Origin of the sequence: Pseudomonas sp. W2I6 (assembly GCF_030815935.1) — a bacterium.
Taxonomy (GTDB): Bacteria; Pseudomonadota; Gammaproteobacteria; order Pseudomonadales; family Pseudomonadaceae; genus Aquipseudomonas.
Genome location: NZ_JAUSXJ010000001.1, coordinates 5,219,920 through 5,233,926, shown reverse-complemented (window position 1 = coordinate 5,233,926; position 14,007 = coordinate 5,219,920). Strand labels below are relative to the sequence as shown.

At 61.9% G+C, this 14,007-nt stretch carries 10 protein-coding genes; 3 read left to right on the top strand and 7 right to left on the bottom strand.

Annotated features, from left to right (window positions below; genetic code table 11):
- Positions 1–178: 178 nt before the first annotated feature.
- Positions 179–1,720, top strand: coding sequence for an alkaline phosphatase (locus tag QF039_RS24100; protein WP_307521083.1), 1,542 nt, complete (start codon positions 179–181; stop codon positions 1,718–1,720).
- 149 nt (positions 1,721–1,869) lie between these two features.
- On the opposite strand, the gene QF039_RS24095 is transcribed toward QF039_RS24100, so the two are convergent.
- Entirely contained in the window at positions 1,870–4,395 is a 2,526-nt protein-coding gene (locus QF039_RS24095) for a sulfite reductase flavoprotein subunit alpha (protein ID WP_307521081.1), read from the bottom strand.
- 135 nt (positions 4,396–4,530) lie between these two features.
- The gene (locus tag QF039_RS24090) at positions 4,531–6,825 is read right to left on the bottom strand and encodes a TonB-dependent siderophore receptor (RefSeq protein WP_307521079.1); all 2,295 of its coding nucleotides are present in this window, start codon (positions 6,823–6,825) and stop codon (positions 4,531–4,533) included.
- A gap of 219 nt (positions 6,826–7,044) precedes the next feature.
- Here QF039_RS24090 and QF039_RS24085 point away from each other — a divergent pair, with 219 nt between their 5' ends.
- Positions 7,045–7,725, top strand: a complete 681-nt coding sequence (locus QF039_RS24085) for a Fe2+-dependent dioxygenase (protein WP_008437276.1) — start codon at positions 7,045–7,047, stop codon at positions 7,723–7,725.
- Positions 7,726–7,727: 2 nt separating this feature from the next.
- Positions 7,728–8,528, top strand: coding sequence for a tetratricopeptide repeat protein (locus tag QF039_RS24080; RefSeq protein ID WP_177068777.1), 801 nt, complete (start codon positions 7,728–7,730; stop codon positions 8,526–8,528).
- A gap of 66 nt (positions 8,529–8,594) precedes the next feature.
- On the opposite strand, the gene QF039_RS24075 is transcribed toward QF039_RS24080, so the two are convergent.
- The 5 genes from QF039_RS24075 to QF039_RS24055 all read right to left on the bottom strand — a co-directional run bounded on the left by QF039_RS24075 (position 8,595) and on the right by QF039_RS24055 (position 13,737).
- On the bottom strand, positions 8,595–9,758 hold the full coding sequence (locus tag QF039_RS24075) for a type III PLP-dependent enzyme (RefSeq protein ID WP_003215969.1): 1,164 nt from the start codon (positions 9,756–9,758) through the stop codon (positions 8,595–8,597).
- A gap of 475 nt (positions 9,759–10,233) precedes the next feature.
- The gene (locus tag QF039_RS24070) at positions 10,234–11,391 is read right to left on the bottom strand and encodes a betaine/proline/choline family ABC transporter ATP-binding protein (protein ID WP_008437274.1); all 1,158 of its coding nucleotides are present in this window, start codon (positions 11,389–11,391) and stop codon (positions 10,234–10,236) included.
- On the bottom strand, positions 11,388–12,041 hold the full coding sequence (locus tag QF039_RS24065; RefSeq protein WP_003215973.1) for an ABC transporter permease: 654 nt from the start codon (positions 12,039–12,041) through the stop codon (positions 11,388–11,390). Before QF039_RS24065 ends, QF039_RS24070 begins: the two co-directional genes overlap by 4 nt.
- 11 nt (positions 12,042–12,052) lie before the next feature.
- Positions 12,053–12,946, bottom strand: a complete 894-nt coding sequence (locus QF039_RS24060; protein WP_003215975.1) for a glycine betaine ABC transporter substrate-binding protein — start codon at positions 12,944–12,946, stop codon at positions 12,053–12,055.
- Positions 12,947–12,984: 38 nt separating this feature from the next.
- Complete coding sequence (locus QF039_RS24055; protein ID WP_233092015.1) at positions 12,985–13,737, bottom strand: ABC transporter permease; 753 nt, start codon at positions 13,735–13,737, stop codon at positions 12,985–12,987.
- Positions 13,738–14,007 lie beyond the last annotated feature (270 nt).

Here is a 14,007-nt window from a genome sequence, read left to right as displayed (position 1 = left end):
CATGTGGGAGCTGGCTTGCCTGCGATGCAGGCACCTCGGTGTATCAGCGTAACGAGTTGAGGCTATCGCAGGCAAGCCAGCTCCCACATTTGACCTCCGTAAGCAATAAGGCCGATGTCATAACTCGTTCATCCCGTCATGCTTAAGTTTCCCTTTTGCTGCTCGAGAGGGAACCCGCATGAGCCACTTCAATCTCGGCCGCCGCCGCGTGATGCAAGCCGTCGGCGCCGGCCTGTTGCTGCCGGGCCTCGCGCCTGCGGTGATCGCCTCGGTCAAGGATCGCCCGCAACTCACCGACGGCGTGCAGTCCGGCGACCTGCTGGGCGACCGCGCGATGATCTGGAGCCGCAGCGACCGCCCGGCCCGGATGGTAGTGGAGTGGGACACCCGCAGCGTATTCAGCAACCCGCGCAAATTCATCTCGCCCCTGGCCGACAGCCGCACCGATTTCACCGCCCGTGTCGAACTCACCGGCCTGCCCGTCGACCAGGCGATTTTCTACCGTGTGCACTTTGAAGATGCCCAGACCGGCGTGGCCAGCGAGCCCTGGTTCGGTCACCTGCGCAGCGTGCCGCAGCAGCGCCGGGATATCCGCTTTGTGTGGAGCGGCGACACCGTCGGCCAGGGCTTCGGCATCAACCCGGACATCGGCGGCATGCGCATCTACGAAGCCATGCGCCTGCGCCTGCCGGACTTCTTCATTCACAGCGGCGACACCATCTACGCCGACGGCCCGGTGCCCGCGCAACTGACCACCGAGGACGGACGCATCTGGCGCAACATCACCACTGAAGCCAAAAGCAAAGTCGCTGAAACCCTGAATGAATACCGGGGCAACTACCGCTACAACCTGATGGACGAGAACGTACGTCGCTTCAACGCCGAAGTGCCGCAGATCTGGCAGTGGGACGACCACGAGGTGATCAACAACTGGTCGCCGAGCAAGCAACTGGATGAACGCTACAAGACTCGCGACATCAATACCCTGGTAGGCCGTGCGCGCCAGGCCTGGCTGGAATATTCACCGATGCGCCGGCAAAGCGCCGACCAGGGCGGGCGGATTTATCGCAAGCTCAGCTACGGCCCGTTGCTGGATGTGTTTGTGCTGGACATGCGCAGCTATCGCGGGCCGAACGATGACAACCTTGGCGGTGAAAAACCGTTCCTTGGGCGTGAGCAACTGGACTGGCTGAAGCGCGAATTGAAGGCCTCCCAGGCGCAGTGGAAAGTCATCGCCGCCGACATGCCCATTGGCCTGGGCGTGCCCGACGGTGAGGTCAGCCCCGGCGTGCCGCGTTGGGAAGCGATCGCCAACGGCGACCCGGGCCCGGCCCAGGGGCGCGAGTTGGAAATTGCCGAATTGCTCGCGTTTCTGCGGGCGCAGCAGGTGCGTAATCACGTGTGGCTGACGGCGGATGTGCATTACTGCGCGGCCCATCATTACCATCCGGATCGGGCGGCGTTTCAGGATTTTGAGCCGTTCTGGGAGTTTGTCGCCGGGCCGTTGAATGCCGGGAGTTTCGGGCCTAATCCGCTGGATAAAACCTTTGGCCCGGAAGTGGTGTTCGAGAAGGCGCCAACGGTGCAGAACAGCTCGCCGTTTGCCGGGTTCCAGTTTTTTGGCGAGGTGCAGATTGACGGGCAGACGGCGGAGCTGACGGTGATTTTGCGGGATCTGGATGGGGTTTCGGTGTTTGAGCAGAAGCTGGCGCCAGTGTGATTGCAATGCAATCTACCTACTGAAGAAGATCCAATGTGGGAGCGGGCTTGCTCGCGAAGGCGGTGTGTCAGTCAACAGATGTATGGACTGATCCACTGCCTTCGCGAGCAAGCCCGCTCCCACATTTTGATCGGTGTATCTTCAGGGGGTCAGTAAACATCCCGGCGATAGCGGCCCTGCTCGATCAAGCGTTCGACGGCTTCGCTGCCCAGCACATCGTGCAGCACCTGATCCACACCCGCCGCCATCCCCTGCAAACTGCCGCAGACGTAAATCGCGGCGCCATCGGCCACCCATTTACGCAGCACATCCGCTGATTCGCGCAGGCGATCCTGCACGTAGATTTTCTCTGCCTGGTCCCGGGAAAACGCCAGGTCCAGTAGCGCCAGGTCACCGCTGGCCAGCCAGCCTTGCAGCTCGTCCTGGCAGTGGTAGTCATGGGCGATATTGCGTTCGCCAAACAGCAGCCAGTTGCGCTGCTGGCCGTCGGCAACCCGCGCCTTGAGCAGGCTGCGCAACCCGGCAAGGCCGGTGCCGTTGCCCAGCAGTATCATCGGGAGCGGCTCGGTCGGCAGATGGAAACCACTGTTGCGCCGCACTCGCAGGCTGATGGTCGAACCCAGCGGTGCATGTTCGGTCAACCAGCCGGAACCCACGCCCACGCTGCCATCGGGGTGACGCTCCTGGCGCACGATCAGCTCCAGCACACCGTCGCTGGCAATCGAGGCGATGGAGTATTCGCGCATGCCCAGCGGCACCAGTGCATTGACCAGCGCCTGGGCATGCAGGCCCACCAGGTGTGCGCGATTGTCCGGCAGTTGGCGGCCGGCCAGGGCCTGGTCGAGGGTGTGTGCAAGGCCGTCGACTACCACACCTTCGCTGCCGGCCAGTCCCAGGCCTTCCAGGAAGTGTTCGATGGCCCATGGGCAATTGCGTGGCAGCACTTCCACCAGGTCGCCGGCCAGCCAGTCCCGGGGGGCTGGCGGGGTGAGCCCGAGCAAATAGACGCCGGAGCCGCTGCTGTGCGGGTTGAGCAGGGTGCGTTGCTTCAGGGTCCAGTTTTCATAGGTCGCGCTGGCCCATGCCGCAGCGGGTGCATGGCCGGTCAGTTGGCCCAGTTGTTGTTGCCAGTGCAGCAATGCATCGGTGTCGCCGCTGTCGACTTCCACCGGGGCGAACAGCGGGTTGCCGCCTTGGTTGGTCAGCCAGAAATGCAGGCGCCGGGCGAAGCCGCAGAAGTGTTGGTACTGGCGATCACCCAGGGCCAACACCGAGTAGTTCAGGCCCTTGAGGGACAGGTCCTGGCCGAGCACGCTGCGCTCGAAACCGCGGGCGCTGTCCGGTGCCTCGCCGTCGCCGAAGGTGCTGACCACGAACAGCGCATGGCTCGATTGGCGCAAATCCTCTTCGCTGACGCTGCCCAGCGACTGCACGTTCACTGGCACGCCGGCGGCCTGCAACTGCCCGGCGGTCTGCCAGGCCAGTTGCTCGGCAAAGCCGCTCTGGCTGGCAAAGCCGATCAGCCAGGCCGGCGCGTCGCTGTGGTTGCCGGTCAGGCCTTTGCGGGCATCGCGCACCTGGCGTTTCTTGCGGCGGCGGTCCAGATACAGCAGCCAGCCGGTGATGAAGAACAGCGGCATCAGCAGCGCGCTGAACGTCAGGATGATCCGGCCGGGCAGGCCGAAGTAGCTGCCGGTGTGCAGCGCATAGATACTGGTCAGGATCTGCGCCTTGAAGCTTTTGCCGGCGTAGGTGTCATGGGATTTGACTTCACCGGTGGCCGGGTCGAGGTTGATCTGGTTCAGTGCGCGGTCGTGGGGCGAGGTCTTCAGCAGGTAGTAGACGGTGGCGGGTTGGCCGGCGACCGCGGGCATGCGGATGTTGTAGCCGCTCAAGCCGGGGCCGGCGTTGCTGTAGATGCTGCTCCAGATCGCGGCGTAATTGGCCACCGGCGCAGGCCCTTCGGGGGCCGGGCCGCGCTTGCGTACGCGTTCGTTCTGCGGCGCGTCGGACAGCAGTCTGGTCATGCCGTTGCTGTACCACTCGTAGGACCAGAACAGTCCGGTGAGTGCCGCCAGAAGATAGAACAGCAGGCACCAGGTGCCGAATACCGAGTGCAGGTCCCAGTTGAAACTGCGGCCTTTCTTGCGCCAGTCCACCGCCAGCCATGCACGCCAGCTTGCCACCTGGCGCGGCCAGCGCAGGTACAGGCCCGAGAGGCAGAAGAACACCAGGATCAGCGTGCAGGCGCCGGTGATTTGCCGGCCGGTGTCGCCGATGGCGAGGAAGCGGTGCAGTTGCAGCACGAAGCCGAAGAATTCCTGGCCGACGGCATCGCCCAGGTAGTCGCCGGTGTACGGGTCGAAGTAGCGCATCTGCCCGCGGCGCTCACCGGGCGGTGGGGTGAACCAGACCTTGGCCGCGTTGGTGCTGTCGGGCTGCACCGTGAGCATCGACACGACTTTGCCTTCGCGGGCTTCCAGCAGGTGCACCAGTTCAGCGGGCGGCAGTACCCCGGCCGGACGCTTTTCCACCGTCAACACCGTCGGGTTCAGCGACTCGATGATTTCATCCTGGAACGACACCGTTGCGCCGGTGATCCCCATCAAGGCCAACACCAGCCCGGCGGTAATGCCGAAGAACCAATGCAACTGGAACAGGGTTTTCTTCAACACGTCGTACGGCCTCGTCATCAGGTTAGGTGTTTCACGGCGCGCATTATGCCGCGAGTTGTCGAGAAACATTCTTTTTTACACGCAAAAACCCCACGCATCCGATGCGTGGGGTTTCGTGCAGTCATTTGTATCGGTTTAGAAATGGAAACTGGTGGTCAGCAGGGCCGTACGACCGGCTGCCTGGTTGGCAAAATGCGAGGCATAGGCCTTGTCGTAGTAGGTCTTGTCGGTGAGGTTCTGCACGTTCAACTGCAGGTCGACGTTCTTGGTCAGCTTGTAGCTGGCCATGGCGTCGTAGCGGGTGTAGGACGGCACGTAGACGGTGTTGCCCGCATCGCCGTAGACCTCGTCGACATAGAACGCGCCGCCGCCGATGGTGAGCTTCGGTGTCACGTCATACGTCGTCCACAGGCTGAAGGTGTTCTTCGGCGTGTTGGGCATCTGGTTGCCTTTGTTCGAGCCGGCACTGACGACACCGTTACGACCGTTCAGGCCCGGGTCCACCAGTTCGCTTTTCAGGTAGCTGTAGCCGGCGAACACTTGCCATTGATCGGTCAGCTTGCCGCTGGCGGAAAGCTCCAGGCCGTCGACGCGGGATTCGCCACCGTTTTCATAGGTCAGCGCGTCCACCAGGATCCGCGTGTTTTTCTTCTCGGTGCGGAACACCGCGGCGGTCAGGGACAGGCGGTCGTGGAACATGTCCCACTTGGTGCCCAGCTCGTAGTTGACGGTCTCTTCCGGTTTCAGGTCGCTGGTGGCGGCGCCGGCAGACAGCGGGTTGCCGTCGGCGCCTTCACCTACCAGGCCGCCGGCCGGTGAGGCCGAGGTGGCGTAGGAGGCATAGATGCTGCCGTTTTCAACCGGCTTCCAGACCAGGCCCGCCTGCCAGTTGAAGAACTGGCTGTCGTTCTTGATCTTGCTGCGGGCCTTGACGGTGGCGGTCGGCACCGCATTGGTGTTGGCCACGGTGTCGAAGGTGTCGTAGCGCAGGCCGACGTTCAGCAGCCATTTCGGGTCCAGCTCGATGGTGTCGAACACATAGGCGGCACGGCTGGTGGCCTTGGTGTTGGTGCCGTTGTAGTTGCGCGCAATGCTGCCGGTCCAGGCATCGTCCGGGTTCGGGTTGGCCAGCGAGGTGCACTGGCCGCCTTTGCCGGGCGCCGGGCAACCGGGGTTGCTGTTCGGGCTGACGGTGTAGCCGCTGTAGCGGGTTTCTTCGCCGGTGAATTCCAGCCCGGTGGAGTAGGTGTTCTTGAAGCCCAGCGCCTGGAAGCTGCCAAACAGATCGGTCTGGTTGGTGGTGGTCTCGGTGGTGGACACGCGGGTGTTCGCGCGGCGCCACACGGTGCCGAACTGGTTGACGTTGTGCTGGCTGTCGTCGGGTTGGGTGACGATATAGTCCTGGCCGGTGTTGCCGTGGCGCAGGGTGTTTTTCAGCGTCATGTTGTCGTTCAGGTCGTGCTCGATGGAGAACGTGCTGATGTCGGCGCGGGTCTTGCGGAAGTCGCGATCCTTGAGGCCGTAGAAGTTGTTGCTGTCGCCGCCGTCGGTTGGCTTGTCATGCACGTGGGCGGCTCTTGCGCCGCTGTTGCTGTAGCCATACGGAATGCCCGAATCCGGCAGGTCGTTGCTTTCCATGTGGTAGTAGCTGAAGTTGACTCGGGTCGGAGTGCCCAGGCCGAAGGTCAGCGACGGCGCCACGCCCCAGCGGTCGTAGTTGACGGCATCACGCCCGGCGACGTTCTGTTCGTGGCTCATCAGGTTCAGGCGGAAGGCCGCGCTGTCGAGGAACTGACGGTTGACGTCGAGCACATAGCGGCGGGTCTGGTCGGAGCCGTAGGTGAAGCCACCGTTGGTGAAGTCCCGCGCCTGTGGCGTCTTGCTCACCAGGTTGAGACTGCCGCCGGCCGAGCCGCGGCCGCCGAATGACGAGTTGGGGCCTTTGCTGACTTCGATGGATTCGATGTCGAAGATCTCGCGGCTCTGGCCGCCCGTGTCGCGCACGCCGTCGAGGTAGGTATCGCCCTGGGCGTCGAAGCCGCGAATGAACGGACGGTCGCCCTGCGGGTTGCCGCCTTCACCGGCGCCGAAGGTAATCCCCGGCACGGTGCGCAAGGCGTCCTGCAACGAAGTGGCGGCGGTGTCCTTGAGCACTTGCTGCGGCACCACGGTGACCGAGCGCGGAGTATCTACCAGCGGCGCGGTGTACTTCTGCGAGGAGGCTTTTTCGACCTGGTAGGACGTGCTGTCCTGTTCCTGGCCGGTGATGCTGGTGGCTCCCAGGGAAATGCTGTTGCGCTCGCCTTTCTGCTCGATGTCTTCAGCAGCTTGCGCCATTTGGGCGGCAGAGCTGGCGCTGATGGCAACGCCGATGGCCGAGGCCAGCAAACGTGGTGAACTGGCAGGTGTTTTTATCGAAGTGCGCGGCATGAGTGTGTCCTTTCCCCAAGGAGGTGAGGCCGCGGAATATAGGGAGAACAAGACTTCATATCAATTGCGATACATTACTATTCGCACTGAATTTACGTTCTTTACACTTTTTGCTTACGGTTTTGACGATCTCGTTCGTCCTTTGGGCGGGAGTAGGGTTGTACACAGTCAATAAGAATCACTACCATTGGCGTCTCACTGTTTTCAGGTAATGCCTCCATGTTGCTGCACATTCCCGGCCTGTTCTCTCGCGAGGAAGTGCTGCGCATCCGCGAAGCCCTGGCGCACACCGAGTGGGCCGACGGCAAAATCACTGCCGGGCACCAATCGGCCAAGGCCAAACACAACCTGCAACTGCCGGAAGGCCACCCGCTGGCAAAGGAAATCGGCGCGGCTATCCTCGATCGCTTGTGGAAAAATCCGCTGTTCATGTCGGCGGCGTTACCGCACAAGGTCTTCCCGCCATTGCTCAACTGTTACACCGCCGGCGGCAGTTTCGACTTCCATATCGACAACGCCGTGCGCCAGTCCAAGGGCAGCCACGAGCGGGTGCGCACTGACCTTTCCTCCACCGTATTTTTCAGCGACCCCGACGACTACGACGGCGGCGAGCTGGAAATCCAGGACACCTTCGGCCTGCAGCGGGTCAAGTTGCCGGCGGGCGACATGGTGCTGTACCCCGGCTCCAGCCTGCACAAGGTCAACGCCGTGACCCGCGGCGCGCGCTACGCCTCGTTTTTCTGGACCCAAAGCCTGGTGCGCGAAGACAGCCAGCGCACCTTGCTGTTCGAGATGGACGGGGCGATCCAGCAACTGAGCCGCGACGTGCCCGACCACCCCGCGCTGATCCAGCTCACCGGCACCTATCACAACCTGCTGCGCCGCTGGGTTGAGGTCTGAGCGTGGGCTTTTTATTGCGCCGTGAAGAAGTACTCAACGTTGAGCAATTGCAGAGCATGCTCGACGACTCCCCGGTGCGCGCCGCCCAGGCGATTTTGATCGCCGCGAAAGAGGGCGTGGTGGATGCCCAGGCGCTGCTCGGGCAAATCCTGCTGGAAGGGCGCGGCATCGAGCGCGATGAAGCACTGGCAATGCGCTGGTTCCGCATCGCCGCCCAGGGCGGGCATTTGATGGCGCGCAATATGCTCGGGCGTTGCCTGGAGCATGGCTGGGGTTGCGAGGCGGATGCCGTGGCGGCGGCCCGGGAATATCGTCGGGCGGCCGAGGCCGGGCTGGATTGGGGCTTGTACAACTACGCCAACCTGCTGGCGACCGGGCGCGGGGTTGCCGAGGATCAAGCCCAGGCGCTGGCGTGTTATCGACAGGCGGCGGAACTGGGCCATGCCAAGTCGATGAACCTGCTGGGGCGTTATCTGGAAGAAGGGCAGTACTGCCCGAGGGATCTGGAGGCGGCGGTGGCGTGGTATCGCCAGTCAGCAGAAGGCGGGGATTTTCGCGGGCAGTTCAGTTATGCGGCGGTGTTGGCGGACCGGGGCGAGATAGAAACGGCACTGGAATGGTTGCGCAAGGCACTGGCGGGCGGGAATTTGAAGTTCTTGCGGGTGGCGCACAAGGCGTTGTGTGCCGCCAATGATCCGCAGATACGGGCAATGGCCGAGATCTATCAAGAGCATGCGATTGAGCTTGATCGCTCCCACGCGCTGCGTGGAAATGCCGCCCTGGATGCCCTGCGTCCGCTCTAATGGCGTGACGCAGAGCGTCACCGGATGCGTTCCCACGCAGAGCGTGGGAACGATCAGGGCGTGCGTTTACAGGTAGAACGATTTCAATGGCGGGAAGCCATTGAATTCAACTGCGCTGTAGCTGGTGGTGTACGCACCGGTGGACAACCAGTACATCCGGTCACCAATCGCCAGGTTCAGCGGCAGGCCGTACTTGTAGTTCTCGTACATGATGTCGGCGCTGTCGCAGGTCGGGCCGGCGATGACCACTTCTTCCATCTCGCCTTTCTTCTCGGTCCAGATCGGGAACTTGATGGCTTCGTCCATGGTTTCGATCAGGCCGGAGAATTTGCCCACGTCGGTGTAGACCCAACGCTCGACGGCGGTGCGGGATTTACGCGCAACCAGTACCACTTCGCTGACCAGGATCCCGGCGTTGGCGATCAACGAACGGCCCGGCTCCAGGATGATTTCCGGCAGATCGTCACCGAAGTCTTCCTTGAGGAAGCGGATGATTTCCTCGGCGTAGGTTTCCAGGCTGTTGGTGCGGGTGATGTAGTTGGCCGGGAAGCCGCCGCCCATGTTGATCAGCTTCAGGTGGATGCCGTCTTCTTCCTTCAGGCGCTCGAAGATCACTTTGACCTTGGCGATCGCCGCGTCCCACACGCTGATGTCACGCTGCTGCGAGCCGACGTGGAAGGAGATGCCGTAAGGCACCAGGCCCAGGTCGCGAGCGAGAATCAGCAGGTCCATGGCCATGTCGGTCTGGCAGCCGAATTTGCGCGACAGCGGCCAGTCGGCGGTGGTCGAGCCTTCGGTGAGGATACGTACATACACTTTCGAACCCGGGGCGGCCTTGGCGATATTGCGCAGGTCGGCTTCGGAGTCGGTGGAGAACAGGCGCACGCCCTTCTCGTAGAAGTAGCGGATGTCCTTGGATTTCTTGATGGTGTTGCCGTAGCTGATACGGTCGGGGCTGACGCCGCGGTCCATGACCTTGTCCAGCTCGTAGATCGACGCGATGTCGAAGCTCGAACCCTTGTCCTTGAGCAGGTCGATGATCTCGACGGCCGGGTTGGCCTTGACGGCGTAATACACCTTGGCGAATTCGAAACCGGCGCGCAGGTCATCGTAGGCCTGGCTGATCATCGCGGTGTCGATCACCACGAACGGGGTTTCCTGGGTGTCGGCGAACGCCTTCATTTTGTCAAAAGTGGCGCGCGCGAAATAGTCTTCGACCTGGATCGACATGCTGGGAACTCCTACTGGCAAACTAGATTGATCAATGGGTGCAAATGAACGTCCTCCGTATCCCCACTTTGGTTCGCCTACTTCCCAAGGCATGTCGCCGAAAGCAAAAAGGCCATGGGATCAACCGCTTCCCTTGGCCTTGCTGTCTCGTCGTCAGTACTTGAGCCGGATGGATCGTTTCCAGCATGGACGTTCGGCGCGAACTTTAGGACGTGAGGGGCTATAGATCAACTAAAAATGTCGCGTTTTTGCACGCGTTCGTCGTGCGGCCGTGTGCAGCTACTTATGTAACCGACCGGTATGACGGATTGATGTTCCCCGGTAGGGGCAATTTGAAGTGTTGCAGGTACAGTGAAGATCCAATGTGGGAGCGGGCTTGCTCGCGAAGGCGGTGTATCAGCCAATGCATCCGGTGACTGACACTCCGCCTTCGCGAGCAAGCCCGCTCCCACATTTTTGACCGCTGTGTGTCAGGTCAGGCCAGTGCTGTCTCGGCAGGCGACACAATGCTGGTCTTGCCCCCACGGGACTTGCCGGAACTCAGGTACTCGGCAATCGACTCCTGGGTCACTTCCCCGAGGAACACCCGCTCCGCATCCATCACCGGCAACCACGAGCGGTTGAACTCGTACATCCGCGACAGCAGGATGCGCAAATGCTCGTCATACGCCGCCGTGGCGTTGAATTCCCGCAGGTATTGGCCGCAGGTACCGGTCTGACGATGCAGGTCGCGACGTCGCACATAACCCAGCGCCTTGTTCTCGGCATCGGTGACCACCACGTAGCGACGGTCCAGCTCATCCATCTGCTCCAGGGCATCCGCCACCGGGGTTTCCGGGCTGACCGACGGCGCGTTGTCCGCCGCATCTTCAGCCTTCACCAGCAGCAGGCGCTTGAGGGTGCTGTCCTGGCCAACGAAGTTGCTGACGAACTCGTCGGCAGGGTGGGCCAGCAGGGTGTCCGGGTGGTCGATCTGCAGCAGCTTGCCGGCGCGGAAGATCGCGATCTTGTCACCCAGCTTGATGGCTTCGTCGATGTCGTGGCTGACCATGATCACGGTCTTGTTCAGCGCGCGCTGCATCTCGAAAAACTCGTTCTGGATCATCTCGCGGTTGATCGGGTCGACCGCGCCGAACGGCTCATCCATCAGCAGCAACGGTGCATCCGCCGCCAGGGCGCGGATCACGCCGATCCGCTGTTGCTGGCCGCCGGACAGCTCACGCGGGTAGCGATGCAGGTACTGCTTGGGTTCGAGCTTGATCATGCTCATCAACTCGCGGGCGCGGTCGTGGCATTTCTGCTTGTCCCAGCCCAGCAGCTTGGGCACCACCACGATGTTCTCTTCGATGGTCATGTTCGGGAACAGACCGATCTGCTGGATCACGTAGCCGATGTTGCGACGCAGGGTCACTTCGTCGAGGTCGGTGGTGTCTTCGCCGTTGATCAGGATCTTGCCGGAGGTCGGCTTGATCAGGCGGTTGATCATCTTCAGCGTGGTGCTCTTGCCGCAGCCCGAGGGGCCGAGGAATACGCAAATTTCGCCTTCGTTGACGGTCAGGCTTACGGAATCAACGGCGGTGATGGTCTTGCCGTTGCTTTGGAAGGTCTTGGTCAGGTTTTGAAGTTCGATCATTTGAGCAGTCCTTTTGGAGTCAGCGTGCGTTGCAGCCATTGCAGAAGCAGGTCGGCGAAGATGGCCAGGAGACTGACCAGCACGGCGCCAACGATCAGCATCGACATGTCGCTGCGGCTGATGGAAGCCAGAATAAGTACACCCAGGCCACCGGCGCCGATGGTGGCGGCGATGGTCATCACACCAATGTTCATGACGACGGCGGTGCGCACACCGGCGAGGATCACCGGTACGGCAATCGGCAGCTCGACCATGCGCAAGCGCTGGCCGAAGGTCATGCCGATGCCTTTGGCGGCCTCGCGAATGCCCGGCTCAACGCCGGTGAGGGCGAGGTAGGTGTTACGCATGATGGGCAACAGGGAATAGAGGAACACGGCGGTGATCGCCGGCATCGGCCCCAGGCCCTGGCCGAACTTGGAGTAGAACGGCAGCAGCAGGCCGAACAGCGCAATCGACGGCACGGTCAGCAACACCGTGGCACTGGCTTGCAATGGGCCGGCGAGCGTCGGGAAGCGGGTCATCAGCACACCCAGGGGCACGCCGACGACGATTGCGAGGATCACTGCAATGCCGACCAGGGTGATGTGCTGCCAGGTCAGGTGCAGGACTTGGGCCCAATCAAGATGGGAAAAGGCGTTCAGGAATTCCATGTCTTCTCCTCTTAGTTGATCGGATGCTGGCGCAGGAAATCTGCGGCCACGGCGGACGGGCTTTCATGGTCGACGTCGACCCTCGCATTCAGCTGGCGCATGGTTTCGTCGTCGAACAGCGCAGCCAGTGGCTTGAGATCAGCGGCCAGTTGCGGATGGGCATCGAGGTAAACCTGACGCACCACCGGCGCGGCGGTGTAGTCCGGGAAGTAATGCTTGTCGTCTTCCAGCAGCTTCAATTTGAAGGCGTTCAGGCGACCGTCGGTGGTGTAGACCAAGCCGGCAAACACCTGGCCATTACGCAGCGCGGTGTACACCAGGCCGGCGTCCATCTGCCGGGTGTTCTTGCGGGTCAGGTTCATGTCGTACAGCTTGACCATGCCGGCCATGCCGTCGGAACGGTTGGCGAACTCGGTGTCCAGGGCCACCAGGCGGTTTTCCTTGGTTTTCTCGGCCAGTGCCGCGGTCAGGTCGCTGATGCTGTTGATCTGCGGGAATTCCTTGGCCACGTTCTCTGGCAGGGCCAGGGCGTAGGTGTTGCTGAATTTCGACGGGGAGAGCCAGACCAGGCCTTTTTTCGCGTCGAGTTCTTTCACTCGGGCGTAGGACTGTTCGCTGTCGAGCTTCTCGTCGACGTGGTTGTAGGCCACCAGCGACACGCCGGTGTATTCCCAGATCAGGTCCAGTTGCCCGCTTTCCTGGGCACTGCGTGCCAGGTTGCTGCCCAGGCCGCCGGTCACACGGGTGTCGTAACCCTTGGTGCGCAGGTACTGGGAGGTGATTTCGGCGAGCAGGGTCTGTTCAGTGAACACCCGGGCACCGATGCGGATGACCGGTTTTTCAGCGGCTTGCGCAAACCCTGCGAACAGCAGGACGCAGCTCAATATCAATGTCAGTTTTTTCATGTGAATTCCTGTTTCGGGCCCAAGACGGGGCCAAAGCCTTAAGACGGACGCAACCCGCGTTCCAGCCAAAGGCGGCTGGCCATGGTCACCAGACCGTCGAGCAGCAAGGCCAGCAGCGCGGTGCATGCGGCGCCGAGCAGCAGTTGCGGCTGATTGTTCAGGGCGATGCCGGGGAAGATCAGGCTGCCCAGGCTGTTGGCGCCAATCAGGAACGCCAGGGGCGCGGTACCGACGTTGATCGCCAGGGCCACGCGCACACCGCCGATGATGATCGGCACGGCGTTGGGCAATTCCACGCGAAACAGCACCTGGCGCGGCGTCATGCCGATGCCGACGGCGGCTTCTTTCAGGGAACCTTGAACGTTTTTCAGGCCTTCATAGGTGTTGCGCACGATGGGCAGCAACGAGGCGAGGAACAGCGCGAAGATCGCGGGGCCGCTGCCGATGCCAAGGACACCGAGGGCGATGGCCAGTACGGCCAGGGGAGGGACGGTATTGCCGATGTTGAAGATCTGCATGAAGCGTTCTGCGCGCCCGACCATGTTGGGTCGGCTCAGCAGGATACCGGCGGGAATCCCTACGATCAGGGCGGCCAGCATCGAAACAAGGACGAGGATCAAGTGAGCTTGCAGGTAAAACAACAAATCGTCGCGGTACAGTTCGATCGTGTTGATGCCGATCCAGTGGACCAGCAGGGCCAGGAGAGCGACGACAACCGCTCCTCCTATCAGCCCTTTGCCATAGCGAATAGCCACAGGCGGACTCCTTTTTTCTTTTGTCGGCGAACACATTTCCGAGCGGCAATGCCATTCCTGGCTGTCGGCGAATGTGGTCGCGAATAGCAGCTCGCCCCTACCGGCAACGCGGTATGCGGTCGAGCCATGAGCGCAGCCTCGTCAGGCTAACTTGCTGATTTTTCAGCCCCTGTTACGAGTGCGATAGCAGGGGAGTGGACGTCTCTACCTTTTAAAAGGTTCCATACTTGGCAGCAATTAGCCACCCCCAATGGGGTGAACGGTGGTCCGTCACCCCGGGTTTGCGCTATACTCGCCGCCCTTTTT